We start from the raw sequence: 26,465 nt of genomic DNA, 5'->3' as shown, positions 1-26,465 counted from the left end.
TCCAGTCGGCACCCCGAACACTGGTCGCAGATCCCGAAGTCATCGCCAGAACACCGACGTCTGTCAGTGCCGCCGCGCACTTCTCGCCCTCGACCAGCCATACCTCGTCGTCCGGATACATAGCCAATAACGGCAAATTCAGCAACGGCTTCTTGCCATCGGCAACAGCCGGCTCGCCAAGCCTCCAACGGTCGCCGTCTAGATGGAATGGGCGTATCCACTTACCGTTGTCGGTGTCGAGGCGCACGCGTGCAAACACCACTTCGCCAGCTTGGTCGAAATACGGCGACACTAGCGTTGGTTTCACCCCGCGTCGTGCTTCCTCACTGGTGACCTTTACGGCATTCCACAGCGCACGCTTGTGTTCACAGGGGACGGGCATGGTCAGCGATGTCGTCATCGTTCAGCCCTCCATGCGCCCAACGCCTGCGCGGCCTGTTTAAAGCCCAAACCGGTCACACGCTGGTGAAAATCAAGCACGTCGCGGCAGTGCACGCCACAAGCATGACAATGAAATCCGCCATCCCGATAGATACTTGCACTTGGGTGACGATCGTCATGAAACGGGCAGCACACCAGCCAGCCTTTACTCGTCGAGCGCATGTCGTCCCCAAAATGCTGACGGTAGTAGCCATAGGCCTCTGGGAGTTGTTCCCGACAAAATTCTCCCCCTCCTGTCCAGCGGGCGCTTCGATGTTGGCAATGCCCATGCGAAACAGTTCGCTTTAGCATTAACCCAGCAACAAGTACGCGAATCTCGCCTGTCGATTCTGTGCTCATGGCTTTAACCCTTTCCGAGCAGCTGGATCAACAGCAACCCGCAGTAGGTCATCGAGGCAAGACTAAAAATATCGAATACCAGCCCGAAGATAATCCGTAGTGTGGCCCAGACGCGGATACCCCGTTTCTGCGCCATCATTGCCGTGCCCCTGATGATTTGATCGACAACGGCGGTGTAGTGACGCGAGCAGTGCTTGCCTTGTCAATGCTGATATCACGGGCGGAGATCCGCGTTTGTAGCCATGCGCTCACTTCATGCTCCAGCCAGCCAACTGCGCCACCACCCAGACTGACCTGCCGGGGGAAAGTAGGGTCGTGCCGTGGCGAATTCGGAGTCAAGCGGTCATAAACCGCGCTTGATGAAAGACCTACGCGCTGGCAAAGTTCGGCCAAGCGCAGAATTCTCGGGTGTTCCACTGTCATCATGATGTTCCTCTTAAAACACATAGCCATCTATGTGCATGCATAGGATGGCAAAGTGCGTAAGAGAATCTCGCGGGTGTAACGCACAACGCGGGATAAGTGGATCAGCCAAAAAAAATCGGCCGCCGGAAGCGCGGCGGCCATTTGGTAAGGACAACAGAGATATGGTGCGAAATGAAGTGTTCAGGCCATCAGGCCTGCGTCCAAAACGGAATCATCGCAATGAGCCAGCAAATTCGGAGGGATCAACATAGCAGCCACCACGTTGAGCATCCAAAAAGTCCGCCCACCATTGCATCATTGCACGTCGTTCGACTAGAAATTCAGCCTTATGAATATAGGCTGCGCGTACATTGTTACGCTCCTGATGACTCATCTGCCGCTCAATGGCATCACGGTTCCAGAGGCCCGATTCATTCAACGCAGAGCAAGCCATTGTGCGGAAACCGTGCCCGTATATTTCCGTTTTGGTGTCGTACCCCATCGTGCGCAGTGCCTTGTTGACCGTGTTTTCACTCATCGGTTTAGCCACATTGTGATCGCCAGCAAACACTAGCTCGAAACGGCCAGTGATAGCTTGCAGGTCCTCAAGTACAGCAAGTGTCTGCCTAGACAGCGGAACAATATGCGGCGTTTTCATCTTCGCCCCCCGGTGCGAGTCAGGAACATCCTCGATTAGTTCTCGCTGCGGTGGAATGATCCAAATACCACGTACCATATCGACCTCTGCCCAGCGCATCATCCGCATTTCACTACTTCGCACAAAGGTTAGCAGGCAAAATTTCAATGCCGACTTAGTCAGAATTCGACCACGATAGTCATCGATACGCATCACCAGTTCAGGCAAGCGTTCAAGCATTAAAGATGGGCGGTGTTTCTCAACGTAAACGGCAAGCGCACCATCCAGATCAAGGGCAGGGTTACTGTCGATACGCCCCGTCTGCACGGCATAGCGCATGATGCCGACAAGACGTTGTCGTAGTCTGCCGGCAAGGTCAAGCACACCACGCGCCTCGACCTTTCGCAACACAGCGAGTAGATCACGTGCCTTCAAATTTTCAACGGGAACTGCGCCGATAAACGGCAGGATATCTGCCTCAAGTTCGCGCATTACGCGCTCCTTGTGCTGAGGGCTCCATCGGGAAGAATTCCGGCTATGCCATTCGCGGGCCACAGCAGCCAAACTGTTTTCGCCGGCAAGTAAGGCATCCCGTTTTTTCTCCTTTTTGAGCAAACCTGGGTCAATGCCCTTGGCAAGAGTAGCTTTCGCTTCTTCACGCTGTCCCCTCGCCTCGGCCAGTGTCATCATAACTGACTCGGCTTGAAGCTTGCCGCTTGCATCGATACCAGGCGGAGAACAATACACGCCAAGCGCCAGAACCTTTTCCTTTCCACCAAAGCGATATTTAAGCCGCCAATACTTTGCTCCATTGGATTCAACCAACAGATACAATCCGCCGCCATCGGCAAGTTTGTATTTCTTGGCTTGTGGTTTGGCATTCCGGACTTGCTGAGCTACGAGTGGCATTTGGGGGTACCTCTCTAACCAAACCGAAAGATACCCCCCAAAATACCCCCATTTATGGCTGGAAGCAATCGGAAGACTTAGGTCTACCTAGTAAACAAAAAACCCGCAAATCCTTTGTGGATGCGGGCTTTTAGGACCTACTAGGAACAATTGATAATGCTTGATGGTGCCCCGGGCCGGGGTCGAACCGGCACAGCCGAAGCCGAGGGATTTTAAGTCCCTTGTGTCTACCAATTTCACCACCGGGGCCAGACTGCAGCAGATGCAGTCAAGTTGCAGACTTTACCACATTTTCATTCGGAATTTCAGCCCCTGATTAAGGGAAGTTCTGCTTTTATCCGTTATCAGCCACTAAAAGTCGTTTTTTTGGTATAGGCACAAAAGCCCGGCCTAGGACCGACCTGCGGATGTTTGCGGCAGGTATTGGGCCGCACATCGTAAATCGTGCATAAACGCGTCTTTTGATCCAGATAACTGCAATCACCATTGGCACGGCGCGACAAGGTAAACAGGCTGTTCTTGAAGTTGAAATGCTCGATCAGCTTCTGCTTTTGCAGACGCTTGGCAATATCCTTGATCGGCTCTTCCATTTCGAACTCGTCAGCCAGCCCCATCCTGATCAAATCAGGCAAGCGCACCTCGACCGGCATGGAGCAACAACTACTGACGCAGCTATCGCACAGACCCTGCTTGTATTTGGTCCAGGTATCGGTCCGGTTTACATCAGCACACACTATGTTTTCCTGTCATATCATTATCGTGTTTCACGTGAAACACCTTACTGCGGACGCTGCCGATAGAAAGTCAGCGGCATGGTAACCGGCACGTCGGATGGCGGCGGCGTTTTCAGTACATGTTTCTTCATCGTGCCCATCACATGCATTTCACACGGACGGCAATCAAAGACCAAGGTATAGGTCTCGTTTCCAGACTTGAGCGTCATCGGGTCGGCACGTACCAGCCCCATCACCCCTTTTACGCCCTTGGCCTGCTTGGGGCACAGATTGAAGCTGTAACGCAGGCAATGCTTGGTGATCATCAGGCTGACTTCACCCTCTTGCTGATGCGCCTCGTAAGCCATGTCCATGACTTCAACCCCATGCTTGCGGTAAAACTGCCACGCCAGCGGGTTGTAGACATTGGCCAGATAGCTGAGCGTTGTCTCAGGATAAGCAACCGGTGGCTCGACCGCCGCTTTGCGTAGCTGGCGTGGCCAGGCGGCAACGCGTGCGACCTCCAGTCTGGCTATTGCCTCACGGCGCAAGGCATTAATGGTGGCGCTCGGCACAAACCATGGCTGCCGTAATCTCAGCTCGATATCATGTGCGCAGAACATGGTATTGCCGAGCTTGCCCAGATTGTCGCGCAAACCCGACTCTGCGCGCGTTGCATCCTTGGCCGGCTCCAATGCCATGTCGGCAGCCACTTCCACCTGAACGCCATCGCTATCGGTCAGCGATAGCAGCAAGCCCTTGTCGTTATCGCTCAACGTGAGCCATACCCCGACTTTGCGCTCGGCCGATTTTTTCAGCAGCGCCAACTCCCAGGCATGATCGCGGTTACGACAAATATCGGTACCCGGCTTCAAGCCCTTAAGCAGGGAGACATCATGTGGCTCGACCCGCCAGATTTCACCTTCGCCACCACGCCCGATCTTTTTCACGGTATTGGCGTGAAAGCCGACCACTTCACGCTTCTGCATGAAATTCAGGCCGTCACCGTTATGCAGTTCTTCCTTCGCTTCCAGTTCAAACCAGTCCTGACCCACTCTGGTGACGACGCCCAAGCCCAGGCCGACAAATTTGGGGGAATCGAAAGCACCGATATCGACCTTGCGCCCGGTGGCGAAATAATCAGTGGCCCCGCGATGGAAGGTTTTGTCCGGGTCCGGCGCAAAGAAGATCTCGCTATCACCGCTGGATGCACGCGCGAGTTCAGGCCGGCGTTCGATGATTTCGTCGAGTAGCAAGCGGTAATGCGCGGTGATGTTTTTGACATAGGACACATCCTTGTAGCGCCCTTCTATCTTGAACGAGCGTACACCCGCATCAACCAGCGCTTCCAGATTGGCGCTCTGGTTATTGTCCTTCATCGATAGCAGGTGCTTGTCGAATGCCACAACCCTGCCCTGATCATCGGTCAGGGTGTAAGGCAGACGGCAGGACTGCGAGCAATCACCACGGTTGGCACTGCGGCCATTATCAGCATGGCTGATATAGCATTGCCCGGAAAATGCAACGCATAAAGCGCCATGAATAAAGTACTCGATGGCAGCCCCGTCACCTACCGCCGCAGAAATCTGCCGTATTTGCGGAATGGTCAGCTCACGTGCCAACACCAGCTGTGAAAACCCGCTATCGGACAGAAAACGAGCTTTTTCCACGTCGCGTATATCGCATTGGGTCGAGGCATGCAGCTGGATAGGCGGCAAATCCATTTCCAGAATACCCATATCCTGCACAATCAGCGCATCGACGCCGGCATCGTATAGCTGGTGGATCAGGGCACGGGCAGGTTCTAGCTCGGCCTCATGCAAAATGGTATTGAGCGTAACAAAAATGCGGGCATGGTAGCGATGGGCAAACCGCACCAGCTCGGCGATGTCGGCCACACTATTACCGGCATTATGTCTTGCCCCAAAGCTGGGTCCGCCTATATACACCGCATCCGCGCCATGCAAAATGGCCTCGCGACCTATTTCAGCGGTTTTAGCAGGCGACAGAAGCTCCAGCTGGTGCGATAGCAGACTCATTAAACATCCTTGGGGCAAAAATAGTTGGGCACAAACAGGCAAGGGGCGGAAGTATAGCGGAATCAGACACTTGGATAAACAAGTACACCCGGTATCCGCCAGATAAAGCGCTACAGATGCAGGATCTGGCTTGAATCAAGGCTACTGTAAAGAACAAGTAAATATGCGATACTTTGTCGTTATTATTATGAAGCAGGCATGAGGCTGAGCATGGATTTCGAAAAAGCACGATTCAATATGATTGAGCAGCAGATCCGTCCGTGGAATGTACTCGACACCGATATTCTGGATCTGATGTTTCACGTGAAACGCGAAGATTTTGTCAGTGAAACGCTGCGCACCCTCGCTTTTACCGACAATGAACTGCCGTTGCCCAATGGCAGCCTGATGCTGCAGCCCAAAATCGAAGCACGCATGCTGCAAGACCTGAACGTGCAGCCTACAGACAAAGCATTGGAGATCGGTACAGGCTCCGGCTATGTCACGGCACTATTGGCGAGTCTGGCCAGCCATGTTTACAGCGTGGAAATCGACGCCAAGCAGCGCGAACGCGCGGCAGAAAACCTCAAGCAAGTTCGTTTGCAAAACATCACTCTGCTTGAAGGCAATGGTGTCTCCGGTTTGCCAGCCCATGCGCCTTATGATGTCATTTTCGTGGGTGGATCGCTGCCCGTGGTTCCCGATGCGCTCAAGCAGCAACTGGCCATCGGTGGACGCATGATGATTGTCACCGGCGACCTGCCTGTTATGCGCGCCCTGCTGATCAAGCGTGTTAGCGAGCAGGGCTTCAGCAGCGAAGAAATGTTCGATACTTGCGTCGCTCGCCTTGAACACGCAGAAGCCGTCGAACCAGAACGCTTCGTTTTCTGATGGTGCGCGAAATCCGTGCCGGCGAACTGTCGGACTGGCTGACAGACGATCAACGTCCCCAGCCCTTGCTGCTTGATGTGCGAGAACCATGGGAAGTCGAGATTGCCCATATTGCCGGCTCCCGCACGATTCCTATGCACCTTGTTCCGCTACGCATGAACGAATTGCCGGACGACACGCCTATCGTCACCATCTGCCATCATGGTGTACGCAGCTTTCAGGTGGCGCTTTATCTGAAAAATGCCGGGTTCGACGATGTGCAAAGTCTGGCAGGCGGTGTCGAAGCATGGGCATCAGCCATTGATCCAGCCATGGCACACTACTGAATAACAAGCAGATGCCGTATTTGACCGCAAACCGGGCCGCCTTGAGCGGCCCTTTTTCTATAGTGCACCCATGTCAGAACTAAATTATCTCGATACTGCCCTTTCACGGGTTCATCCGGCATGGCTTGCCACTTTCAGGCAAGCCGATATCGCACACCAGTTACAGCAAATTGACCAAGCACTGACAGAACGCACTCAGGCGGGGGAAATCATCTATCCGCCACGTGATGCCATTTTTGCGGCTCTGGGCAAAGCACCAGACAAAATACGGGTCGTGATCCTGGGACAGGATCCCTACCACGGTGACGGAGAAGCCATGGGCCTTAGCTTTTCCGTACCGGATGGTGTCCGTATTCCGCCTAGTCTGCGCAATATCTATAAGGAAATAGCCAGTGACCTTGACCTGAGTCAGCCCGCGTCCGGCAATCTTTCAGGCTGGGCAGACCAGGGCGTTTTGCTATTGAACAGTGTTTTGACGGTAGCTGCCAATCAGGCCGGTAGCCATGGAAAACTGGGTTGGCAGCATGTTTGCGATGCCCTGCTCGATACGCTTAACCGGGAAAACCCGGGCTGCGTCTTTTTGCTCTGGGGAAACTGGGCGCAAAGCAAGGCAAAGCTAATCGATAGCCAGCGCCATGCGGTTTTTTGTGCGGCTCACCCTTCCCCCTTGGCGGCCTATCGCGGTTTTTTTGGTTGCCGCCATTTTTCACAAGCCAATGCCTGGTTACAGGCACATGGCTATGCAGCCATCGACTGGTCGCCAAAGTAGCCGTTACCCCGGCGCTTGCCATGTGCAAGCGCACTTCATCCTGCATCTTTACGATGCGTTAAAGCAGGTATTTCTTTGATCTGGCTCTAAACGGATTGTCTGCCAGCTATCTGTTTGGCCTTGCGAGGCACAGAAAGCGGGCTGTACACGCTTTTTACTACCGTTGCCTCACCACCCCCGGTTAAAAGTCGCAGCGTCCTTACAACCACCTTTAACGGATCATCCCCCTTAGTTCAAGCCGGCTATTGCCATCGCGAATTCTGTCCATGCCCAGCCTTGATGTGGATAAGTTTAGGAATCTATTCAATCAAAGCAGCGAACAAGCCTGATACAGGGGATGAACCTGCTATTCCCCCACCGTTTCCACAGCCTATTCCCCTCTATCTAGCGGGAAAAAACCGGATTTTTACCTACTGGTTTGCCTGCAATCAGTGGATTCGCAAGCGTCCATCTGGATTTGCACTCCACCAACTGTATTGCTTTGCAAGATTAAAACTCAATCCTGCGTTGCCTAGACTGTCAAACGCAGCAAGGAAAAACAATAACACCTTGTTTTTAAACGAATAGCATCGTTCCGCATATCATCTTCTGTGGGTAACAATACCTCGATAGGTGAAACCTATTGCCAATGGTCTATTTCGATCTACCCAGTCACCTCGAGTCTTAGTTTTGCCAAATGGTTTTTCTGCTGACAGGTTTTAAAAACCTTTTTACTTGTTACGTTTTTTCTGTGGCTAAGGTTTTTCTAGTTCTTGTTTTATTCATATAAAAACTGATGAAGCTTGATGAAGTAGGTTCTTATCTGTTGATAAGTCTGTTTTTTTCTTTAAATTCAATCTACTAAGTGTGCTGTGAGCTTGTTTGCCCCTGCTGTTTTTAGCTTGGATGGCTTGTGGGTAACTTTGCGTGTTTAGTTGGCAAGGCTCTTATCCACATGCTGTACGTGCTTGCTTGTGTCTGTGCATGTATACGTTTTTTTGCCTGCTCATCATTGCTTCACTAAGTTCTCTTATTAAAACTGATGATACTGATGAAGACTGCTAATTTTGTGGGTAAGCGGTAAAAATTCAATAAAATCATGGCTTAGAGCTGTGGATTAGCTATGGATAGTTTGGGTTGTCTGAGGTCTGACAGCTTGTGGGTAGTTTTCGTAAAAGTTTTCCACAACGACTTATGCACATTCAGTTTGCTGTGTTTAGCTTGGTTAACGACAGCCTCCCTCGTACAATGCGCGGCATGATAAACGTGCTGATTGTGCGTACTTCGTCGATGGGCGACCTTATCCACACCTGGCCGGCCATTACCGAACTGCTTGCGCACTACCCCAACCTGCGGCTGTCCTGGATGGCCGAAGAAAATTTTTGCGATATTGCCGGCCTGCATCCGGGTATCTCTGATGTGATTCCCATTGCTTGGCGTCGCTGGCGTCGATCCTTGTTGTCTCCTGCTACCTGGTCCGAGATAGGCGCTTTGCGTGCACGATTGCGTGCTACGCATTGGGACTGTGTTCTGGATAGCCAGGGCCTGGTGAAAAGCGCTATTCCGGCCCGTCTGGCCGGAGGAACGCTGGTGGGTTACGACAGGCAAAGCATTCGTGAGCCTTTGGCCAGCCTGTTGTATGACAAAAAAATGGCTGTAAGCCGTAAATTGTCTGCCATAGAACGCAACCGGCAATTGTTTGCCCGTGCATTCGGCTATCAGTCGGGCGGCGCACCATGCTTCGGCATAGATAGGGGAGAGCGTCCCGACTGGTTGCTTGTGGATAACTATGCCGTGCTACTGCACGCGACCAGCCGCGAGTCAAAGGAATGGCCTGAAACCAGTTGGGTGGCGCTGGGGGCCTGGCTTAATACACAGGGTGTACAGAGCATCCTGCCATGGGGTAATGAGCGCGAGCGTGTGCGCGCCCTGCGCCTGGCTGAGGCGATTGATGGTGCTGTCGCGGCACCGCGCTTGCGTTTGCGCGAGGCTGCGGGCTTGCTGGGGCACGCACGGGCTGTGATTGGTGTCGATACCGGCCTGACTCATCTGGCCAATGCGCTCGATGTACCACTGGCTGCAATTTATACCGATACCGATCCGGCTTTGACTGGTATCGTGGAAACGGCCTGTGCCCGTAATCTGGGCAATATCGGTATCTGCCCTACGCCGCAAGAGGTTCAGGCCGTGCTGCAGGCGATATGGAGTGGTGTATGAGCTGGCGCAAGCCCTATTCCTGGCTGTGGATAGGCATAACGCCCTTGATCAGGCGCTATTTGCGGCACCGCGGCCGGCGCTCTCCCGCTTATCTGCAGCACTGGGATGAACGCTTTGCCGAAAACCTGCAGCCTGCGCGTTTAAGCCCCATCTGGATACATGCTGTGTCGGTTGGAGAGACGCGTGCAGCATTGCCACTGGTACAGGCATTGCGCCGTGCCTGGCCTGACGTGCCGCTGTTGTTGACGCAGATGACGCCTACCGGCCGTGCAACCGCACAGGAGCTCTACCCTGATGCCGAGGTGCGCTATCTGCCTTACGACACGGAGGACGGCATCCAGCGTTTTCTGGATGCTTACCAACCCAGATTCGGCATCCTGATGGAAACCGAGATCTGGCCCAATCTGATTGCGGGTTGCCAGCAGCGCAAAATCCCCTTGTTTCTGGCTAATGCCCGGCTATCGGAAAAATCGCTCAAGGGCTATTTGCGCGTAGTCGGGCTGATTCGTCCGGCGCTGGCTGCACTGTCCGGCATTGCCGCGCAAACGCCGGAAGACGCATCGCGCCTGATCCAACTGGGCGCACAGGCTGTCCGTGTATGCGGCAATACCAAGTTTGATTTTACCCCGCCGCCAGACAAGCTGGCCTTGGGGGAAACATTCCGCCAGTGGATAGGCGGGCGGCAGGTGCTGGTGTGCGGCAGTACGCGTGAGGGCGAGGAGGCACTGATTCTGGCGGCCTGGGCCAAGCATTTACCGGACAATACCTTGCTGGTGCTTGTTCCGCGTCACCCCGAGCGTTTTGATGAAGTCTACGCTGCCGCACTTGCCTTGGGTCTGGACGTGCAAAGGCGCAGCGAGAACGCGGCAGTGATACCCGGCACGCGAGTCTGGCTGGGGGATTCGATGGGTGAGCTGTTTGCCTATTACGCGCTGGCAGATCTGGCTTTTGTCGGCGGCAGCTTGTTGCCCTTGGGCGGGCAAAATCTGATCGAACCGGCAAGCCTGGGCGTGCCGGTCCTATTCGGGCCATCCATGTTCAATTTTGCCGAAGCAAGCCGGCAGGCTCTGGCTTGTGGTGCAGCCTTGCAAGTGGCGGACGCGGATGAGTTGCTGACAACAGTCGCAGCTTTGCTGGCCGATAGCGAGCAATGTGAGGCCATGCAGGCGGCAGCGCTGGCGTTTACCCATGCATATCAAGGTGCCAGCGAACGCATTGTCGAGTATATCCGGGCGCAGAGTCCGGGTTTGAGCCCTTAACGCTCCCCGGTTTCCTCTTCTTCCGTTTCTCCGCTGGCCCAGAACAGGCGATCGGGAATCATCAGGCCCATGCCGGGGCGAAAAGCATAGCGCAAGGCTTGCCAGGTATATTCCTGTGCCTCGCGTACCGCCTGGGGCAGTTTGGCCCCCCCGGCAACCATGCCGGTGATGGCGGCGGCTAGTGTGCTGCCGGCACCGTGATAGCTGCCGGGCAAGCGCTGCCAGCGGTCGCGGCGGATTTCCCCCCCCTGGCCGTACAGCACATTGCAGATATCGCTGGTGCTGTCATGCGTGCCGCTGAGCAGGACATATTCACAGCCTAGTGCCGCCAGACGGCGGGCGCACTCCTCTGCATCCGGGTCCTCGTCATCATCGGTATCATTGATGGCCAGACGTCTGGCCTCGTGCAGATTGGGGGTAATCAGCATGGCTTGCGGGATCAGCATCTCGCGCAGCGCATCAATCAGGTCCTGGTTGGCGTATTCGTCGGTGGTGCCGCTAAGTACCGGATCGAGAATCAGCGGGATATCCGGGTAATCGGAAACCAGTTCGGTAATGACCGCAATGTTTTCCACGCTGCCGGTCATGCCGACGCAAAAAGCCGCCACCGGCATATCTTCCAGCAACATGCGTGCCTGATCGGCCAGCCATTCCGGTTCCATAATCAGCGCACTCTCCATGGAGCAGCTATCGCGCACGGTAACGGCGGTGATAACGGACAGCGGGTGGCAGCCCAGGCTGGCGAGCGTAAGCATGCTGGCCTGAATGCCGGCACCGCCAGACGGATCGGAGCCGGAAAGCGTCATGACGATAGGGGGAATCGGGCGCGGGGTATCCAAGGTATTACCTCATTTGCATGGCTGGACTTACAATAGCCATTTTAACTGAATATCGTGGGGATTGAATCATGCAAACCTGGATGTGTCTGATCTGCGGCTTTATGTACGACGAAGAAGTGGGTCGTCCGGAAGACGGTATTGCGCCGGGTACCCGCTGGCAGGATGTCCCGATGAACTGGACTTGCCCGGATTGTGGTGCGCGCAAGGATGATTTTGAGATGGTAGAGATCTGAGTTTCTGCTTGCTGCAGACGGGAGTGGATATGGGGTTAAGAAAATCGTCCGCCAAAACGGCGCTGCTGGCTGTGGCTGCGAGCTTGCTGCTGGGTGCATGCCAGAGCACGACCATGGGTGGCGCGGTCGGGGCCCAGCGCAAGCAGTTGCTGCTGGTGTCATCCGCCGAGGTCAATGCCGGCTCGGCACAGGCTTACCAGCAAAATCTGCTCAAGGCCAGAAACAGCCAGACGCTCAACAGCAACAAAGCCTACACCCGGCGGGTCAAGGATATTTCCGCCAGGCTGATTCGTCAGGTGGCGGTCTATCGCCCGGATGCGGCAAGCTGGAACTGGGAGGTGAATGTCTTTACCAGCCCGGAAGTGAACGCGTATTGCATGCCGGGTGGCAAGATCGGTGTCTACAGCGGCATTATCGATCAGTTGCAACTGAACGACGACGAGCTGGCCGCCATTATCGGCCATGAGATCGCCCATGCCCTGCGTGAACATAGCCGTGAAAAAATCTCGCAAGATGTTGCGCAGCGTCAGGGTCTGGCACTGGTGGGGGCACTGGCCGGTTTAAGCCAGGGACAGATGGATATGGCCAATATGGCCGGCCAGTATGCGCTGACACTGCCCTTTTCGCGCGGCATGGAAACCGAAGCCGATGTGATGGGGCTGGAGCTGATGGCGCGTGCCGGCTACCGGCCCGATGCTGCGGTGAGCGTATGGCGTAAAATGGCCAGACTGGGTGGTGGCGGACCGGAATTCATGTCGACCCATCCGTCCGGTTCGACGCGCATTGCCGAATTGTCGGCGCATATTCCGCAAGTCATGCCTTTGTACGAGGCCGCACTGCGCAAGCGCTGAGTCTGTTTCACGTGAAACATGCGGGCGATAAACGCCCGCAAACGGAGCGCACTTTTGGCTTATCTCTATCTCAAGGCTTTTCACATCATCTTTGTGATGTCCTGGTTTGCCGGCCTGTTTTACCTGCCGCGCTTGTTCGTTAATCTGGCGATGGCGGGTGAAGGCACCGAGTACGACCGTTTATTGTTAATGGCGCGCAAGCTGTACCGCTTTATGGCGCCATTGGCCTTGCTGGCGCTGGCGTTGGGCATCTGGCTATGGCTGGGTTTCGGCTTTTCCGGTGGCTGGCTGCATGCCAAGCTTGCGCTGGTGGCCAGTCTGATCGGCTATCACCTGTATTGCGGCAAGCTGTACCGTGATTTCGCTGCACGGCGGAATCATCACAGCCATGTCTGGTACCGCTTCTTCAATGAAATTCCGGTGCTGGTGCTGGTGGCGGTAGTACTGCTGGTTGTGGTCAAGCCGTTCTGATATGGCTTGCGAAATCGAACGCCGTTTCTTGCTGTCCGGTGAGGGGTGGCGTACTGCGGGTACCGGCTTATGCTTGCGTCAGGGCTTTGTCTCGCTGGATGCACACCATTCAGTGCGGGTGCGCATTGCCGGCGGACAGGCGTGGCTGACCATCAAGGGCGAGAGCATTGCGGTAAGCCGCCCCGAATTCGAATATGCGATACCGCTGGCTGATGCCGAAGCCATGCTGGCCGGCTTGTGTAGTTACCGGGTCGACAAACTGCGTACCCGCGTGCGCTACGCCGGCAAAGACTGGGTCATTGACGAGTTTTTCGGCGACAATGCAGGCTTGGTACTGGCTGAAATCGAGTTGGCTGATGAACACGAAGAGTTTGCCCGCCCACCTTGGCTGGGTGAAGAAGTGACGCAAGATGCGCGTTTCAGCTATGCCTATTTAAGCCAGACCCCCTACTCCCGCTGGACGACGGCTTGATGCCTGCGTCCGGCTTGATTTTTTCCCTATCCATCAGGAACGACCTTATGTCCCGCAACCTTGAACTGTTTGAACGTGGCAAGAAATCCATCCCCGGTGGCGTGAATTCGCCGGTTCGCGCTTTCGGCTCGGTGGGAGGGACGCCGCGCTTTGTGAAAAAAGCGAACGGCCCGTATTTCTGGGATGCCGACGACAAGCAGTACATCGACTACATCGGCTCCTGGGGACCGGCCATTCTGGGCCATGCCCATCCCGAAGTTGTGGCGGCGGTACAGAAGGCTGCCGAAGGCGGCTTGTCGTTCGGTGCGCCGACCGAAGTCGAAATCGACATTGCGGAAGAAATCTGCAAGCTGGTGCCGTCGATAGAGCAAGTAAGGCTGGTGTCCTCCGGCACCGAAGCCACCATGAGCGCCATCCGTCTGGCGCGTGGCTTTACCAAGCGCGATGCCATCATTAAGTTTGAAGGCTGCTATCACGGCCACTCCGACAGCCTGCTGGTCAAGGCCGGCTCCGGCCTGCTGACCTTCGGCAATCCGAGCTCGGGCGGTGTGCCGGCTGACTTCACCCGCCATACGCTGGTGCTGGAGTACAACAATGTCGAGCAGTTGCAACGCACTTTCGACGAAATCGGCCACACCATCGCCTGCGTGATTCTGGAGCCGATTGCCGGCAATATGAATCTGATCAAGCCGAGCGAGGCTTTCGTCAAGGCGCTGCGTGCGCTGACCGAACAGCACGGCACGGTGCTGATTTACGATGAAGTAATGACCGGCTTCCGCGTCGCGCTGGGTTGTGCGCAGAGCCTGCACGGCATCAAGCCCGACCTGACTACGCTGGGCAAGGTGGTAGGCGGCGGCATGCCTTTGGCGGCATTTGGCGGCCGCGCCGACATCATGGCCTGCATCGCTCCGTTGGGTAATGTCTATCAGGCTGGAACCCTGTCCGGTAACCCGGTCGCGGTTGCTGCCGGCCTGACGACGCTCAAGCTGATCCAGCAGCCGGATTTCCATGCCGAATTAAGCCGGCGTACCGCGCGTCTGGTCGAAGGTATTGTGGCTGCCGCGCGCGAACAGGGGGTGACATTATGCGGCGACAGCGTGGGTGGCATGTTCGGCCTCTACTTCTGTGAAGAGATTCCATCGACCTTTGCCGAGGTGACCGCTTCCGATCGCGAACGCTTCAACCGTTTCTTCCATGCCATGCTGGCCGAGGGCGTGTATCTGGCGCCATCGGCCTATGAGGCCGGCTTTGTTTCCATCGCCCACAGCGACGAAATTATCGAGCAGAGCATCGCCGCTGCCCGCCGTGCGCTGGCTACGCTGTAACCCTTATCTTCTCCACAAAAGCGGCAGCCATCTGGCTGCCGCTTTTTTTGCAAAGTACGACGGACAGCTAAAAAAATGTTCTAAACGATAATGATTTGCATTATCATGTCTGGCATGAAAAGAAACCCATTTGCCATTGCCACTCTTGCTGCCGTCACGCTGTTGCACGGTGTCGTGTTGTATGCCGGCAGCCAAGCCGTATTGCAGCCACCACAGTTGCTGCCAGTGGCGGTGATGCAGATGGCCAGTATCCCGGCCAGTGCCGACGCTGCTGCACTGGTTTCTGCACCTGCCGTTACCCCGGCGCGTGTGCCGCCCTCTTCTGTGCGCCCGGCATCGAATACTGCCACGCGTCCTGCGAGCCTGCCCGTTGCGCCCGCTCCCGTCAGCCAGCAGCAAGGAGAGGCGGTGTCTGAGAAGACCACCAAGACCGGCAGCACGACAGCGGCAGCAGCCGAGGGCAAAAGCGATACGGCCGCTACAGCTCAAGAGGGGCAAGCCAGCCTGACCCTGCCGCAATATCGTGGCGATTATCTGCACAATCCCAAACCTGCCTATCCGCCGCTCTCGCTCGAACTCGGTGAGCAGGGTACGGCCGAATTCAGGGTAGAAGTCAGCGTATCGGGCGAGGCCTTGTCCGTGGAGCTAGCCAAAAGTAGCGGCTACCCGCGACTGGATCGCGCCGCTCGCGAAGCCGTCCAGCGCTGGCGTTTCCTCCCGGCCCGTCGCGGTACGCAGGCGGTTGCCCACAGCTTTGTTGTCCCTGTCAATTTTTCACTCAAGTCTGCCCAATCATGAATCTGATGCTTGTTTTCCAGCAGGGCGATGCCGTCCTGACCTCCGTCTTCTTATGCCTGATCGTAATGTCTATCCTGACCTGGACGCTGATCGTGCTGCGCTCGCTGCAGTTGTGGCGTACGCGCCGTGCTAATGCCCAAGTCGAAAAAGCCGTATGGGCAGCAAGCGACTGGAGTACGGCGTTGAACACGATTGCCGACAGCCCGGCCCCTTTGGCGCAGCTTGCCCGTGAGGGGGTGGAGGCGGCCAGCCATTACCGCGTACATGCCGGCCAGTCGCTGGGGCAGGCATGCGGCCTGGACGAATACCTGACCCGTGCTTTGCGCCGTGGCCTGATGCGCGAGGCGGCCAGACTGGAGTCCGGCATGACGCTATTGGCCTCGGTCGGCTCAACCGCACCCTTTGTCGGCTTGTTCGGTACGGTATGGGGGATTTACCACGCGCTGGTCGGCATTGGTGCCAGCGGTCAGGCCGGCATTGATGTGGTGGCCGGGCCGATAGGCGAGGCGCTGGTCGCGACGGCAGCGGGTCTTGCCGCTGCGATTCCGGCGGTACTGGCTTACAACGCATTTACCCGGCTGCAGCGGGTCCAGTCGCAGCAGATGGACCACTTCGCCCATGATTTGCATGCGCAGTTGCTGACCAGCGGAGGGCGTGGCGATGGCGTTCGGTAATTTCAGCGAGGATAGCGGCGCGCCCATGGCCGAAATCAATATGACGCCGCTGGTCGATGTGATGCTGGTGCTGCTGGTGGTGTTTATTGTTACCGCGCCACTACTCAGTAACGCGGTACGGGTCGATTTGCCCCGCGCCGCTGCTGCTGGCCATCAGGACAAGCCGGAGCAGATACGCCTGGCCATCGATGCGGCAGGCGCATTGTGGTGGAACGATGCGCCACTGAACGAGGCTGCGCTTGCTGCACGCCTGCAAGCTGCGGTGGCTTCCCATCCTGATGTTGAACTGCATGTGCGCGCCGACAAGGCGGTGCGTTACGAGCTGGTAGCCAAAGCACTGGCCAGCGCGCAGCAGGCCGGCATCAGCCGTATCGGTTTTATCACCCAGCAGCCCTGAGTTTCCCGCCTGACGATTTATCCCGCGCCCAGGGAGGGCGACGTGCGTCTTGCGACAACATGGTTTTACGTGCAACCCACTGATAATAAGAGAGAAATGATGAAGCAAGATTTGAAGCGTAACGGTTTGGCCGGACAGCGTGGCGCAACCCTGGCGGCCGGCATGCTGGCCGCCGCCTTGTGCCCTGCTCTGGTTCAGGCGGCAGAACAGGCGCAGCGTCTGGATGCGGTGCAAGTCGTCGGCGAGCAGGCGACGCGCGGTACGCTGGCCACCGGCGCGTCGACCATCGGCAAGACCTGGCAGCAACTGCGCGATATCCCGCAGTCGGTCACCGTGATTAACCAGCAACTGATAGCGGACCAGGGAGCCGATACGCTGAAAGAGGCGTTGAATAATGTTTCCGGGCTGACTTTTGCCGCCGGTGAAGGCGGACGCACCGGCGACCAGGTGGTGATGCGCGGTTTTGTTACCACCACGGATATGTTTGTCGATGGTGCACGCGATATCGGCCAGTACACGCGTGACCTCTTTAATACCGAGAAGGTCGAAGTGCTCAAGGGCCCAAGCTCGATGCTGTTCGGACGCGGCTCGACCGGCGGTGTGATCAATCTGGTCAGCAAGCAGCCTTACGCCGGCAACAAGCAGGAGGCCGAACTGACGTTGGGCACCGACAACAAGCGCCGCGCCACGGTCGACGTCAATTACGCCGAAACTGACAATATGGCACTGCGCCTGAATGTGATGGCGGAGAAAAAGAATAACGGCCGTACCGTCAATGATGACGAGCGCTACGGCTTCGCACCGTCGATCGCCATCGGTCTGGATGGCCCGACCTCGCTCACCCTGTCGTATATGCATCTGACCGAGCACAACAATACCGACTTTGGTGTGCCGTTCGATCCGAATACCCTCGAGCCGCTGGATGTGCCGTACGATCGCTACTATGGCCTCAAAGGGCTGGATTACGAAGATACCAAGACCGATCTTGCCACCGCGGTGCTCGAGCATCGTTTCAGCGACAAGAGCAGGATCAAGAACCAGCTGCGCTACGCCCGCTACGAGCGCGACGCCGCGCCGATCGCAGCGCGCCTGTCCGGTGTCAGTGCCGGCAAGCCGGTGACCGATGCTACGGTGATGGCGCGTTCGCTTAAACAGCGCAATGGCGTCGATGAAACCTGGTCCAACCAGACCGATTTCACTACCGACCTCGAGCTGGGCGGTATGCGCCACCAGTTGCTGGCAGGCCTTGAGTTGACCCGCGAACGCTCGTACACCGATCGCCACGACAATCTGACCGGCACCTCGCAGCCGTCAACCAGCGTCGGAGCACCCAATCCATCCGACACGCCCAACCTGCGCTGGGGCAAGACCAGCCACCGTGACTACGTCGCTGACGGCGCTGCGCTGTACAGTCAGGACTTCATCACCCTGAGTCCGACATGGAAAGCGCTCATTGGCGCACGCTTCGATCATCTGAGCGGTGATTACCGTACGCGTAATCTCAACAAGGATACCGGCGCTGTGCTTGCAAGCTCCTATGACGCCAGCCGCAGCGACAATGTGTGGAGCTGGCGTACGGGCCTGATCTGGCAGCCGGATGCGACGCAGTCTTACTACGCCAGCTACGGCACTTCGTTCAACCCGTCGGGTGAGGCGTATGCTCTGGACAAGGCGACCCAGAAGATCGGCCCGGAGAAAAACCGCAATATGGAGCTGGGTGCTAAGCTCGACCTGCTGGAGGGTGATATCCAGCTGCGCGGTGCTCTGTTCCGTATCGAGAAAACCAACGAACGTAATACCGACCCGCTGGTCCCCGACGTGGTGACGCTGTCCGGCAAGCGCCATACCGATGGTGTCGAGTTTGAAGTGGCTGGCCGCCTGAACGAGCGCTGGGAAGTGTTTGCCGGAACCACCTATCTCGATGCAACCATCGATAAGGCCGGCTCGACCATGGGTACCGAAGGCAAGCGTCCGCGCAACACGCCGAATCTGAGCGCGAACATCTGGACCAGCTACCGCTTCACGCCCGAAGTGACTGCCGGTGCCGGCGCCAACTGGGTCGGCAAACGTTATGCGACCGAGGCCAACACCAATGTGCTGCCCGAGTACGTCGTCGTGGGCGCGATGCTGGCGTACGAGACGCGCCACTATAAGGTTCAGCTGAATGTGAACAACCTGTTCAACGAGAAGTACTATCAAGGCCTGTACGCCGGCCACGCCTCCTATGGCGAGCAGCGCAATGCCGAGCTGACGTTGGGCATGAAGTTCTAAGTTTCAAACCCCTGCCGCCGGGTGCGCCCCTCGCGCCCGGCGGGTTTTTTATTCCGGAATCCCTCATGTTGCTGCATATCCCCGAAGTCCTCACCCCCGAAGAACTCGCGCACGGCCGCGCCCTGCTGGCGCGCGCAGGCTGGGCCGACGGCCGCATAACCGCCGGCACCCAGTCGGCTCAGGCCAAACGCAATCTGCAATTGCCGCAGGATGCCCCCGAGGCGCGTGAATTGCAGGCCATGGTTGAGGCGGCGCTCAAGCGCAATGCCATGTTCTTTTCTGCGGCTTTGCCGAAAACCGTATTTCCACCCTTGTTCAACTGCTACCAGGGCGGAATGGATTTTGGCAATCATGTGGACAATGCCGTACGCAGCGATCCGTTTTCCGGGCAGTGGGTGCGTACCGATGTGTCGTGCACGCTGTTCTTCACCGGGCCGGACGAATATGAGGGTGGAGAGCTGGTGATCGAGGATTGCTATGGCAGCCATCAGGTGAAGTTGCCGGCTGGCGACATGATCCTGTATCCGTCGACCAGCCTGCACCGGGTCGAGCCGGTGACGGTGGGTGCGCGCATCGCATCGTTCTTCTGGACGCAGAGCATGGTGCGTGACGATGCCAAGCGCAGCTTGCTGTTCGATATGGACCGCGCCATCAGCAGCCTGCGCGCGCGTCTGGGCGATGGCGAGGAGACGGTGATGCTGACCGCCAACTACCATAACCTGCTCAGGATGTGGACTGAGATCTGAACCCGGTGACAGACATAAAAAAGGCAGCCATCCGGCTGCCTCGTGGCGGGAAAGTCGCTCAGACTAGTGGCTTTTCCATCATCAGATAGGCCTGGCCGCATAGCCCCGATAGCTCGAACCCTTCCGAACCGTATAGTGCCTGGCCGATGGCATTGTCCGGCCGCACCTCCAGCACCACCTTGCACAGCCGGCGTTGCCGGGCTTCCGCTTCGACTACCTGCAATAGCCGGCGCCCCAGACCCTGGCCGCGCACTTTGGGCAAGACCGACAGATCGTGCAGATTGCAGTTGGGCGCGGCGTAAAAGCTGGAGAAGCCGGTAATGCACAAGGCGTGCCCGACTGGCTCGCCATCCTGCTCGGCAACAAAGGCAAACAGGCCGGGATGGGCGGCGACGGCATCGGCCAGATGGGTGCGTGCATAGTCCGACAGCCCTTCCCCGCCGCCCATGGGATCATGGGCATAGGCATCGGTCAGGCGTACCAGCAAGTCGCGCTCGGCCGCATCGGTCAGATCCATCTGGCGAATGGTGATACTCATTGCAGCAGCGCCTTCTCGTTGGCCAGCAGCTCATCCAGCGTTTCGCGGCGGCGGATCAGGCGGGTTTCCTTGCCGGATACCAACACTTCGGCGGCGCGGGTACGGGAGTTGTAATTGCTGGACATGGTCGAGCCATAGGCTCCGGCCGACATCACCGCCAAGAGATCGCCCTCTTTCACCGCTAGCTCGCGGTTCTTGCCGAGAAAATCGCTGGATTCGCAGATCGGGCCGACAACATCGCACAGCAGCGGGCTCAGGTTGGCATGTTGTTCGACCGGCAAAATGCCGTGGTAGGCCGAATACAGCGAGGGGCGCAGCAGATCGTTCATGGCGGCATCCACCACGGCAAAATTCTTGCTCTCGCCCAGCTTCAGGTATTCGACTTGCGTCAGCAGTACGCCGGCGTTACCTACCAGCGAGCGCCCCGGCTCCATGACCAGCTTGAGTGCGCGCCCAGCCAGGCGCTGTTCGATCTGGGCGGCGTAAGCGGCCAGATCCGGCGGAGTTTCATCGCTATAGCGTATGCCCAAGCCGCCACCGATATCGACGTGTTGCAGTGTGATGCCGGCCTCGTCCAGGCGGTCGATCAGTGCCAGCAGGCGGTCGAGCGCTTCGACCAGAGGGCTGGCGTCGGTCAGTTGCGAGCCGATATGGCAGTCGATGCCGGTCACTTGCAGGTTGGGCAAGGCCGCCGCTTCACGGTAGACATCAAAGGCCATATCGAAGGCAATGCCGAATTTGTTGTCTTTGAGACCGGTGGAAATATACGGGTGGGTCATGGCGTCAACGTTGGGGTTGACGCGCAAGCTGACCGGTGCCTTCAAGCCCAGCTTGCCGGCGACCTCGTTCAGGCGCAGCAGTTCGTTGACCGATTCGATATTGAAGCAGTGGATGCCGGCTTCCAGCGCCATTTTCATTTCGGCTGCACTCTTGCCTACGCCGGAGAAGACTATCTTGTCGGCGCTGGCGCCGGCAGCCAGTACCCGCGCCAGCTCGCCACCGGACACGATGTCGAAGCCTGCGCCCAGCCGGGCAAACAATTGCAGGATGGACAGATTGGAGTTGGCCTTGATCGCATAGCAGATCAGCGGATCCAGTGCGGAAAATGCGTTCTGGTAGGCGGTAAAAGCCTTGGTTAGCGCCTCTGCCGAGTAGACAAAGCAAGGCGTACCGAATTCGCGGGCAATATCAGCCAGCGGCAGATCTTCGACCTGCAGTTGATCATGGTGGTAGTGGAAAGCGTTCACGATTTTTCCTGTGTTTTGGCGGGGGCGTCTTTGGGCAGATACAGCGGGCCTTTAAAGCCGCAGGCGCTGATAAGAACAGATAAAGCCAGCAAGGTGATCACGGTTCGCATATCGAAGTGCCCGATGTGGCAAAATCGTCATACTAACAAAGGGCGACGCGGTCGCCCAATAGCCCGGCGTCGTCCGGGGGCAACTGTGGATAAAAAGACATGAACGAAAGTGAATTTCTCGAGCTGACCGACCGCCTGTTTAGCCGGATTGATGAAGCGCTGGAGCTGGCGGGGCTGGATGTAGACAGCGTACTGAACGGCAATGTGCTGGAAATCGAGTTCGACGATGGCGGCAAAATTGTGGTCAACCGCCATAGTGCCAATCAGGAGGTGTGGATTGCAGCCAAAAGCGGCGGCTACCACTTTGCCTTGCAAGCTGACGGGCGCTGGATTGCGGCGCGTGACGGTGCCGAATTCTTTAGCACCTTGTCGCAGGCGGTACGCGCGGCCAGCGGTGAAGACTTCGAGCTGTCGGCCTGATGGATGCAGTCTGGCTGGGCTTAGGCGGTCTGGCGCTGTCGGCTTTTTTATCGGCGACGGTTTTGCCGGGCAACTCCGAGCTTGCGCTGGGAGCCTTTCTCTACCAGTGGCCATCATGGTGGCTGGCCGCCTTGCTGCTGGCTACGCTGGCTAATTCGTTAGGCAGTGCCAGCAGCCTGTATCTGGGGCGTCTGGCACCGAGAAAAGAGCTGACCGGCCGGGCGCTGGGCACTTTGCAGCGTTTTGGTCCGGCAGCGCTTTTGCTGTCCTGGGTGCCCTTGTTGGGAGATGCGCTGCCTTTGGCTGCCGGCTGGCTGCGCTTGCCGGTTTTGCCTTGCCTTGTCTGGATTGTTTTGGGCAAATGCTTGCGTTACGCCATGCTGGTGCTAGCTATCAAGGCATGGCTGTAACAGGAATGCCCTGTCGCAGCCTTGCTGTATCGCCCGTGCGGATCTGCTTGCCGGCATCGTTCTGCAATAAAAACGCCCATCTATGCCATGGAAATTAGCATCCGGCTTGTCGGGCAGTTTACAATCGGTCATCCGAGAATCCGTAAGCCTATGAGCCAACATATCCCCCGTAAACGCTTCGGTCAGAATTTCCTGCAGGATGCGCAGGTGATCGAAAGTATCGTAAATGCCGTCGGCGCCAAGCCGGACGACATCGTTGTCGAGATCGGCCCCGGTCTGGGTGCGTTAACACGCCCTTTGCTTGACCGGGTCAAACACCTGCATGTGGTGGAAATCGACCGCGACATCATCAGCAAGCTGAAAACCGCTTTCCCGCCCGAACGCCTGACCATACATGAAGGCGACGCGCTGGCATTTGATTTTTCCTCGCTGGGTGAGCGCATCAAGCTGGTCGGCAACCTGCCCTACAATATTTCTACGCCGCTGTTATTCCATCTGTCCGCTTTTCCCGAGCGGGTCATCGACATGCAGTTCATGCTGCAAAAAGAAGTGGTCGAGCGCATGGTGGCTGAGCCGTCTACCGCCGACTATGGCCGGCTGTCGGTGATGCTGCAGTACCACTTCGATATGGATTTGGTCTTGATGGTGCCGCCTGGTGCATTCTGGCCACCACCTAAGGTCGATTCGGCCGTGGTGCGCATGATTCCTGTGCCGGGCCGTTGTGGTGTGGTAAAAGACGAAGCGCTGTTTGCCGATATCGTATCCAAGGCTTTTGCCCAGCGTCGCAAGACCTTGCGCAATAACCTTAAAGGCGTATTGGATCTGGCCGGCTTTGAGGCACTGGGCATAGACCCGGGTCTGCGGGCTGAAAATCTGGCGGTGGAGCAGTATGTTGCTATCGCCAACTATCTGTCGGCCTGATCCGAACAGATAAAAACCGGCCATTTTATGCGGCCATACATGACAAGATCGCGAAAACGCGGCATATTGTATGCAAATTACAAAGTAGCTTGCTGATCGCGTCGTGCCCCGGGTTCTTCGGGGCACGGCGACCAGTGACAGACCCAGGGGCGGCCTGTTCAATCAGGCGTATCTATCCGATTCGTGCGCGATCCGGTCTGTGTGTGGTGGTGTCAGCAGCCGGGAAAAATCACTAACGGTGAAGGCTCGCGCCATGATCAAGCTTATCAATGTTCATAAGTGGTTCAAGGACCTGCATGTTCTCAATGGCGTCAATCTGAACGTCAATCAGGGCGAGGTGGTCGTGGTGTGCGGGCCATCGGGTTCGGGAAAATCCACTCTGATCCGCACCATCAATCAACTGGAAACCATCAGCGAAGGCGAAATCTGGGTCGATGGCAAGTCGGTGACTGACCCCAAGACCGACCTTAATCTGCTGCGCGCCGAAGTCGGTTTCGTATTCCAACACTTCAATCTTTATCCTCATTTGTCGGTACTCGACAACATCACGCTTTCCCCCATCCGCGTCAAAAAAATGGACAAGGCGGCTGCCGACAAACTGGCGGTTGAATTGCTGGAGCGCGTGGGACTGGCACACAAAAAAGACGCCTTCCCTGCCCAGCTATCCGGTGGCCAGCAACAGCGTGTGGCGATTGCCCGCGGCCTGGCCATGCAGCCTAAGGTGATGTTGTTTGACGAACCGACATCGGCGCTGGACCCGGAAATGGTGGGTGAGGTCTTGCAGGTGATGCGCGATCTGGCCAAGTCCGGCATGACCATGATGTGCGTGACCCACGAGATGGGTTTTGCACGCGACGTAGCCGATTATGTCGTGTTTGTCGATCAGGGCCAGATTGTCGAGCAGGCAACGCCGGAAGCGTTTTTCGGCAACCCCCAGCATGAGCGCGCCAAACAATTCCTCGGGCAGTTACGCGCCCACTAAATAAAAAAATTTAATGGCAGGCCAGACGCGGAGACCCCGTGTCTGACCTGCCAGTTTTGCAAACCTGTAGAAGGAGAAACTTCATGTCATTGCAAGCCCGCCTTGTTGCGACCGCCGTTGCAGCCGCTTTTGTCGCTACCCCGGCATTGGCTGCCGAACTCACCGGTACCCTGAAAAAAATTAAGGATTCCGGCGTTGTTGTCTTGGGTCACCGCGACGCTTCTATTCCATTTTCTTATCTGGCTGGCGGCGCAACACCGGTAGGCTACTCGCACGACCTGCAGCTGAAGGTGGTGGAGAAGCTGAAAAAAGACCTGAACATGCCCAACCTGCAGGTGAAGTACAACCTGGTGACCTCGCAGACGCGTATTCCGCTGGTTCAGAATGGCACCGTGGATCTCGAGTGCGGTTCGACTACCAATAATATCGAGCGCCAGCGTCAGGTCGACTTCTCGGTTGGTATCTTTGAAATCGGCACCCGTTTGCTGACCGCCAAGACGACCGGCATCAAGGATTTTGCCGACCTCAAGGGCAAGAACGTCGTGACCACGGCCGGCACCACCTCGGAGCGTCAGCTCAAGGCGATGAATGCAGCCAAGAGCCTGGGGATGAACATCATCTCGGCCAAGGACCATGGCGAATCCTTCCTGATGCTGGAGTCCGGCCGTGCCGCGGCCTTTATGATGGATGATGCCCTGCTGTTCGGCGAAATGGCCAAGGCCAAAAATCCGGCCAATTGGGTTGTGGTCGGTACGCCGCAATCGTACGAGGTATACGGCTGCATGGTGCGCAAAGGCGATGCGCCATTCAAGAAGGTGGTCGATGATGCGATCAAGGCAACCTACGCTTCCGGCGAGATCAACAAGATCTACAGCAAGTGGTTCCTGCAGCCGGTTCCACCCAAAAACCTGAACCTGAACTTCCCGATGTCGGGTGCAATCAAGGCCTTGATCAAGCGCCCTACCGATCGCGCTGTTGATCAGCTGTAAGCAGGATTTTCGGCAGGCTGGAACAAGCCTCTGTAGGGGGCTTGTTCAATTAGTTTGAGGCAAATCAACGGTTGTCTTTTCTGTTTTGATAGAAACTAGGCGAATGAGATATTCATTTAGAGTTTCCTAATGTATTAGGCTCGATGCAATATCCAGGAAAACGGTATTTCAGGCATCTCCCCCCATGCTGCTTATTGGGATGAGAAAGATGCCGAAGTGCTGCTTAATAGACGGTACGCCGTCGATCGCATCCATCCCTATCTGGAGAAATAGAATATGCCTCATACCTTGCGTTTATTGCCTCTTGCCTTGGCTTGCACCTTGCTTTCCACATCGGCCATGGCTGCCGAGCCGACCGGAACCCTGAAGAAAATCAGGGACTCCGGCACCATCGTGCTTGGCCACCGGGATTCTGCGATTCCTTTTGCCTACCTGGCCGGTGGCAAGCAGCCGGTCGGCTATTCGCTCGATCTTGCCCAGCATGTGGTTGATGCGGTGAAGAAAGAGCTGAACATGCCGAACCTGAAGGTGCGCTACAACATGGTGACCGGCCAGACGCGCATCCCCTTGCTGCAGAACGGGACAGTTGATATCGAGTGCGGCGCTACGACCAATAATGTCGAGCGTCAGCGTCAGGTCGATTTCTCGGTCGGCATCTTCGAGATCGGCACCCGCTTGCTGGTGAAAAAAGATTCCGGCATCAAGGACTTTGCCGATCTGAAGGGCAAGAATGTGGTGGTCTCTGCCGGAACGACGGGCGAGCGTTTGATGCGGATCATGAATGCCAACCAGAAGCTCGGCATGAATATCGTGGCGGCCAAGGATAATGGCGAGTCGTTCCTGATGCTGGAGTCTGGTCGGGTTGCGG

Annotated in this window: 31 protein-coding genes and 1 tRNA gene; 21 read left to right on the top strand and 11 right to left on the bottom strand. The window is 56.8% G+C overall.

Annotation, left to right across the window (positions count from 1 at the left end; genetic code table 11):
• The 7 genes from EGI20_RS07665 to EGI20_RS07635 all read right to left on the bottom strand — a co-directional run.
• Positions 1 to 400 (bottom strand): hypothetical protein (locus EGI20_RS07665; protein ID WP_498630979.1); only part of this gene is annotated, 400 nt, incomplete at its 3' end.
• Positions 397 to 780 carry a CHC2 zinc finger domain-containing protein gene (locus tag EGI20_RS07660; RefSeq protein ID WP_498630978.1) on the bottom strand — a complete coding sequence of 128 codons (384 nt, stop codon included), beginning with the start codon at positions 778 to 780 and terminating at the stop codon, positions 397 to 399. The genes EGI20_RS07665 and EGI20_RS07660, both read right to left, overlap by 4 nt.
• A 135-nt stretch (positions 781 to 915) precedes the next feature.
• Positions 916 to 1,206 carry a helix-turn-helix transcriptional regulator gene (locus tag EGI20_RS07655; protein ID WP_498630977.1) on the bottom strand — a complete coding sequence of 97 codons (291 nt, stop codon included), beginning with the start codon at positions 1,204 to 1,206 and terminating at the stop codon, positions 916 to 918.
• A gap of 211 nt (positions 1,207 to 1,417) precedes the next feature.
• Positions 1,418 to 2,731, bottom strand: coding sequence for a tyrosine-type recombinase/integrase (locus EGI20_RS07650; protein WP_498630976.1), 1,314 nt, complete (start codon positions 2,729 to 2,731; stop codon positions 1,418 to 1,420).
• Between the two features lie 164 nt (positions 2,732 to 2,895).
• A tRNA-Leu gene (locus EGI20_RS07645) sits at positions 2,896 to 2,980 on the bottom strand.
• A gap of 95 nt (positions 2,981 to 3,075) precedes the next feature.
• A complete protein-coding gene (locus EGI20_RS07640) occupies positions 3,076 to 3,465 on the bottom strand; it encodes a YkgJ family cysteine cluster protein (protein WP_124735532.1) in 390 nt (129 codons plus the stop codon).
• A gap of 44 nt (positions 3,466 to 3,509) precedes the next feature.
• Complete coding sequence (locus EGI20_RS07635; RefSeq protein WP_498630975.1) at positions 3,510 to 5,483, bottom strand: peptidase U32 family protein; 1,974 nt, start codon at positions 5,481 to 5,483, stop codon at positions 3,510 to 3,512.
• Positions 5,484 to 5,693: 210 nt separating this feature from the next.
• Between EGI20_RS07635 and EGI20_RS07630 the strand changes: the two genes are divergently transcribed.
• The 5 genes from EGI20_RS07630 (at position 5,694) to waaA (ending at position 10,903) form a co-directional block, all read left to right on the top strand.
• Positions 5,694 to 6,353 carry a protein-L-isoaspartate O-methyltransferase family protein gene (locus EGI20_RS07630; RefSeq protein WP_498630974.1) on the top strand — a complete coding sequence of 220 codons (660 nt, stop codon included), beginning with the start codon at positions 5,694 to 5,696 and terminating at the stop codon, positions 6,351 to 6,353.
• Positions 6,353 to 6,679: a rhodanese-like domain-containing protein gene (locus EGI20_RS07625; protein WP_160794707.1), complete on the top strand. Its 327-nt coding sequence runs from the start codon at positions 6,353 to 6,355 to the stop codon at positions 6,677 to 6,679. Before EGI20_RS07630 ends, EGI20_RS07625 begins: the two co-directional genes overlap by 1 nt.
• Positions 6,680 to 6,749: 70 nt before the next feature.
• Positions 6,750 to 7,448 carry a uracil-DNA glycosylase gene (gene ung / locus EGI20_RS07620; protein ID WP_498630973.1) on the top strand — a complete coding sequence of 233 codons (699 nt, stop codon included), beginning with the start codon at positions 6,750 to 6,752 and terminating at the stop codon, positions 7,446 to 7,448.
• A gap of 1,236 nt (positions 7,449 to 8,684) precedes the next feature.
• Positions 8,685 to 9,644: a lipopolysaccharide heptosyltransferase I gene (gene waaC / locus EGI20_RS07615; protein WP_498630972.1), complete on the top strand. Its 960-nt coding sequence runs from the start codon at positions 8,685 to 8,687 to the stop codon at positions 9,642 to 9,644.
• Positions 9,641 to 10,903, top strand: a complete 1,263-nt coding sequence (waaA, locus tag EGI20_RS07610; RefSeq protein ID WP_498630971.1) for a lipid IV(A) 3-deoxy-D-manno-octulosonic acid transferase — start codon at positions 9,641 to 9,643, stop codon at positions 10,901 to 10,903. Before waaC ends, waaA begins: the two co-directional genes overlap by 4 nt.
• Here waaA and thiD read toward each other — a convergent pair.
• Positions 10,900 to 11,742 carry a bifunctional hydroxymethylpyrimidine kinase/phosphomethylpyrimidine kinase gene (thiD, locus tag EGI20_RS07605; RefSeq protein ID WP_220789304.1) on the bottom strand — a complete coding sequence of 281 codons (843 nt, stop codon included), beginning with the start codon at positions 11,740 to 11,742 and terminating at the stop codon, positions 10,900 to 10,902. The genes waaA and thiD overlap by 4 nt on opposite strands.
• Positions 11,743 to 11,810: 68 nt before the next feature.
• Here thiD and EGI20_RS07600 point away from each other — a divergent pair, with 68 nt between their 5' ends.
• The 10 genes from EGI20_RS07600 to EGI20_RS07555 all read left to right on the top strand — a co-directional run bounded on the left by EGI20_RS07600 (position 11,811) and on the right by EGI20_RS07555 (position 19,980).
• On the top strand, positions 11,811 to 11,975 hold the full coding sequence (locus EGI20_RS07600) for a rubredoxin (protein WP_498630970.1): 165 nt from the start codon (positions 11,811 to 11,813) through the stop codon (positions 11,973 to 11,975).
• Between the two features lie 29 nt (positions 11,976 to 12,004).
• On the top strand, positions 12,005 to 12,826 hold the full coding sequence (locus EGI20_RS07595) for a M48 family metallopeptidase (protein WP_498630969.1): 822 nt from the start codon (positions 12,005 to 12,007) through the stop codon (positions 12,824 to 12,826).
• Positions 12,827 to 12,880: 54 nt separating this feature from the next.
• Positions 12,881 to 13,297, top strand: coding sequence for a CopD family protein (locus tag EGI20_RS07590; protein ID WP_498630968.1), 417 nt, complete (start codon positions 12,881 to 12,883; stop codon positions 13,295 to 13,297).
• A 1-nt stretch (position 13,298) separates the two neighbouring features.
• Positions 13,299 to 13,769 carry a CYTH domain-containing protein gene (locus EGI20_RS07585; protein ID WP_498630967.1) on the top strand — a complete coding sequence of 157 codons (471 nt, stop codon included), beginning with the start codon at positions 13,299 to 13,301 and terminating at the stop codon, positions 13,767 to 13,769.
• A 47-nt stretch (positions 13,770 to 13,816) separates the two neighbouring features.
• Entirely contained in the window at positions 13,817 to 15,094 is a 1,278-nt protein-coding gene (gene hemL, locus EGI20_RS07580; protein WP_498630966.1) for a glutamate-1-semialdehyde 2,1-aminomutase, read from the top strand.
• A 114-nt stretch (positions 15,095 to 15,208) separates the two neighbouring features.
• Positions 15,209 to 15,892: an energy transducer TonB gene (locus EGI20_RS07575; protein ID WP_498630965.1), complete on the top strand. Its 684-nt coding sequence runs from the start codon at positions 15,209 to 15,211 to the stop codon at positions 15,890 to 15,892.
• The gene (locus EGI20_RS07570; RefSeq protein ID WP_498630964.1) at positions 15,889 to 16,566 is read left to right on the top strand and encodes a MotA/TolQ/ExbB proton channel family protein; all 678 of its coding nucleotides are present in this window, start codon (positions 15,889 to 15,891) and stop codon (positions 16,564 to 16,566) included. The genes EGI20_RS07575 and EGI20_RS07570 overlap by 4 nt, the downstream gene beginning before the upstream one ends.
• The gene (locus tag EGI20_RS07565; protein ID WP_498630963.1) at positions 16,553 to 16,963 is read left to right on the top strand and encodes an ExbD/TolR family protein; all 411 of its coding nucleotides are present in this window, start codon (positions 16,553 to 16,555) and stop codon (positions 16,961 to 16,963) included. Before EGI20_RS07570 ends, EGI20_RS07565 begins: the two co-directional genes overlap by 14 nt.
• A gap of 96 nt (positions 16,964 to 17,059) precedes the next feature.
• The gene (locus EGI20_RS07560; RefSeq protein ID WP_498630962.1) at positions 17,060 to 19,234 is read left to right on the top strand and encodes a TonB-dependent receptor; all 2,175 of its coding nucleotides are present in this window, start codon (positions 17,060 to 17,062) and stop codon (positions 19,232 to 19,234) included.
• Positions 19,235 to 19,299: 65 nt separating this feature from the next.
• Entirely contained in the window at positions 19,300 to 19,980 is a 681-nt protein-coding gene (locus EGI20_RS07555) for a Fe2+-dependent dioxygenase (protein WP_498630961.1), read from the top strand.
• A 58-nt stretch (positions 19,981 to 20,038) separates the two neighbouring features.
• On the opposite strand, the gene EGI20_RS07550 is transcribed toward EGI20_RS07555, so the two are convergent.
• From EGI20_RS07550 to lptM, 3 genes are read right to left on the bottom strand one after another with little or no spacing between them, the layout of a single operon-like run.
• Positions 20,039 to 20,518: a GNAT family N-acetyltransferase gene (locus EGI20_RS07550; protein ID WP_220789305.1), complete on the bottom strand. Its 480-nt coding sequence runs from the start codon at positions 20,516 to 20,518 to the stop codon at positions 20,039 to 20,041.
• Positions 20,515 to 21,765, bottom strand: a complete 1,251-nt coding sequence (lysA, locus tag EGI20_RS07545; RefSeq protein ID WP_498630960.1) for a diaminopimelate decarboxylase — start codon at positions 21,763 to 21,765, stop codon at positions 20,515 to 20,517. The genes EGI20_RS07550 and lysA overlap by 4 nt, the downstream gene beginning before the upstream one ends.
• A complete protein-coding gene (gene lptM, locus EGI20_RS07540; RefSeq protein WP_124735513.1) occupies positions 21,762 to 21,875 on the bottom strand; it encodes an LPS translocon maturation chaperone LptM in 114 nt (37 codons plus the stop codon). The genes lysA and lptM overlap by 4 nt, the downstream gene beginning before the upstream one ends.
• Before the next feature lie 99 nt (positions 21,876 to 21,974).
• Between lptM and cyaY the strand changes: the two genes are divergently transcribed.
• The 6 genes from cyaY to EGI20_RS07510 form a co-directional block, all read left to right on the top strand.
• Positions 21,975 to 22,295 carry an iron donor protein CyaY gene (gene cyaY, locus EGI20_RS07535; RefSeq protein WP_160794731.1) on the top strand — a complete coding sequence of 107 codons (321 nt, stop codon included), beginning with the start codon at positions 21,975 to 21,977 and terminating at the stop codon, positions 22,293 to 22,295.
• Positions 22,295 to 22,705: a YqaA family protein gene (locus tag EGI20_RS07530; protein ID WP_328698587.1), complete on the top strand. Its 411-nt coding sequence runs from the start codon at positions 22,295 to 22,297 to the stop codon at positions 22,703 to 22,705. Before cyaY ends, EGI20_RS07530 begins: the two co-directional genes overlap by 1 nt.
• A gap of 150 nt (positions 22,706 to 22,855) precedes the next feature.
• Complete coding sequence (rsmA, locus tag EGI20_RS07525) at positions 22,856 to 23,626, top strand: 16S rRNA (adenine(1518)-N(6)/adenine(1519)-N(6))-dimethyltransferase RsmA (RefSeq protein WP_124735510.1); 771 nt, start codon at positions 22,856 to 22,858, stop codon at positions 23,624 to 23,626.
• Between the two features lie 253 nt (positions 23,627 to 23,879).
• Complete coding sequence (locus EGI20_RS07520) at positions 23,880 to 24,608, top strand: amino acid ABC transporter ATP-binding protein (protein WP_124735509.1); 729 nt, start codon at positions 23,880 to 23,882, stop codon at positions 24,606 to 24,608.
• Between the two features lie 83 nt (positions 24,609 to 24,691).
• On the top strand, positions 24,692 to 25,597 hold the full coding sequence (locus EGI20_RS07515) for a glutamate/aspartate ABC transporter substrate-binding protein (RefSeq protein ID WP_124735508.1): 906 nt from the start codon (positions 24,692 to 24,694) through the stop codon (positions 25,595 to 25,597).
• Positions 25,598 to 25,873: 276 nt separating this feature from the next.
• A partial coding sequence (locus tag EGI20_RS07510; RefSeq protein ID WP_498630958.1) for a transporter substrate-binding domain-containing protein occupies positions 25,874 to 26,465 on the top strand: 592 nt, incomplete at its 3' end.

The sequence above is a fragment of the Aquitalea sp. S1-19 genome, from assembly GCF_024343515.1.
The sequence above is the reverse complement of the archived record's forward strand: the minus strand, read 5'-3'. Positions and strand labels throughout refer to the sequence as shown.

Excerpts from the sequence above, each read along its gene's own strand:
- EGI20_RS07660 (WP_498630978.1), bottom strand. The coding sequence starts at position 780 with ATGAGCACAGAATCGACAGGCGAGATTCGCGTACTTGTTGCTGGGTTA.
- EGI20_RS07515 (WP_124735508.1), top strand. The coding sequence starts at position 24,692 with ATGTCATTGCAAGCCCGCCTTGTTGCGACCGCCGTTGCAGCCGCTTTT.
- ung (WP_498630973.1), top strand. The coding sequence starts at position 6,750 with ATGTCAGAACTAAATTATCTCGATACTGCCCTTTCACGGGTTCATCCG.
- EGI20_RS07630 (WP_498630974.1), top strand. The coding sequence starts at position 5,694 with ATGGATTTCGAAAAAGCACGATTCAATATGATTGAGCAGCAGATCCGT.
- EGI20_RS07600 (WP_498630970.1), top strand. The coding sequence starts at position 11,811 with ATGCAAACCTGGATGTGTCTGATCTGCGGCTTTATGTACGACGAAGAA.
- EGI20_RS07520 (WP_124735509.1), top strand. The coding sequence starts at position 23,880 with ATGATCAAGCTTATCAATGTTCATAAGTGGTTCAAGGACCTGCATGTT.
- lptM (WP_124735513.1), bottom strand. The coding sequence starts at position 21,875 with ATGCGAACCGTGATCACCTTGCTGGCTTTATCTGTTCTTATCAGCGCC.
- EGI20_RS07530 (WP_328698587.1), top strand. The coding sequence starts at position 22,295 with ATGGATGCAGTCTGGCTGGGCTTAGGCGGTCTGGCGCTGTCGGCTTTT.
- EGI20_RS07655 (WP_498630977.1), bottom strand. The coding sequence starts at position 1,206 with ATGATGACAGTGGAACACCCGAGAATTCTGCGCTTGGCCGAACTTTGC.
- EGI20_RS07650 (WP_498630976.1), bottom strand. The coding sequence starts at position 2,731 with ATGCCACTCGTAGCTCAGCAAGTCCGGAATGCCAAACCACAAGCCAAG.
- EGI20_RS07585 (WP_498630967.1), top strand. The coding sequence starts at position 13,299 with ATGGCTTGCGAAATCGAACGCCGTTTCTTGCTGTCCGGTGAGGGGTGG.
- waaA (WP_498630971.1), top strand. The coding sequence starts at position 9,641 with ATGAGCTGGCGCAAGCCCTATTCCTGGCTGTGGATAGGCATAACGCCC.
- EGI20_RS07625 (WP_160794707.1), top strand. The coding sequence starts at position 6,353 with ATGGTGCGCGAAATCCGTGCCGGCGAACTGTCGGACTGGCTGACAGAC.
- EGI20_RS07550 (WP_220789305.1), bottom strand. The coding sequence starts at position 20,518 with ATGAGTATCACCATTCGCCAGATGGATCTGACCGATGCGGCCGAGCGC.
- rsmA (WP_124735510.1), top strand. The coding sequence starts at position 22,856 with ATGAGCCAACATATCCCCCGTAAACGCTTCGGTCAGAATTTCCTGCAG.
- EGI20_RS07565 (WP_498630963.1), top strand. The coding sequence starts at position 16,553 with ATGGCGTTCGGTAATTTCAGCGAGGATAGCGGCGCGCCCATGGCCGAA.
- EGI20_RS07575 (WP_498630965.1), top strand. The coding sequence starts at position 15,209 with ATGAAAAGAAACCCATTTGCCATTGCCACTCTTGCTGCCGTCACGCTG.
- EGI20_RS07555 (WP_498630961.1), top strand. The coding sequence starts at position 19,300 with ATGTTGCTGCATATCCCCGAAGTCCTCACCCCCGAAGAACTCGCGCAC.
- waaC (WP_498630972.1), top strand. The coding sequence starts at position 8,685 with ATGATAAACGTGCTGATTGTGCGTACTTCGTCGATGGGCGACCTTATC.
- EGI20_RS07635 (WP_498630975.1), bottom strand. The coding sequence starts at position 5,483 with ATGAGTCTGCTATCGCACCAGCTGGAGCTTCTGTCGCCTGCTAAAACC.
- cyaY (WP_160794731.1), top strand. The coding sequence starts at position 21,975 with ATGAACGAAAGTGAATTTCTCGAGCTGACCGACCGCCTGTTTAGCCGG.
- EGI20_RS07560 (WP_498630962.1), top strand. The coding sequence starts at position 17,060 with ATGATGAAGCAAGATTTGAAGCGTAACGGTTTGGCCGGACAGCGTGGC.
- EGI20_RS07595 (WP_498630969.1), top strand. The coding sequence starts at position 12,005 with ATGGGGTTAAGAAAATCGTCCGCCAAAACGGCGCTGCTGGCTGTGGCT.
- EGI20_RS07570 (WP_498630964.1), top strand. The coding sequence starts at position 15,889 with ATGAATCTGATGCTTGTTTTCCAGCAGGGCGATGCCGTCCTGACCTCC.
- hemL (WP_498630966.1), top strand. The coding sequence starts at position 13,817 with ATGTCCCGCAACCTTGAACTGTTTGAACGTGGCAAGAAATCCATCCCC.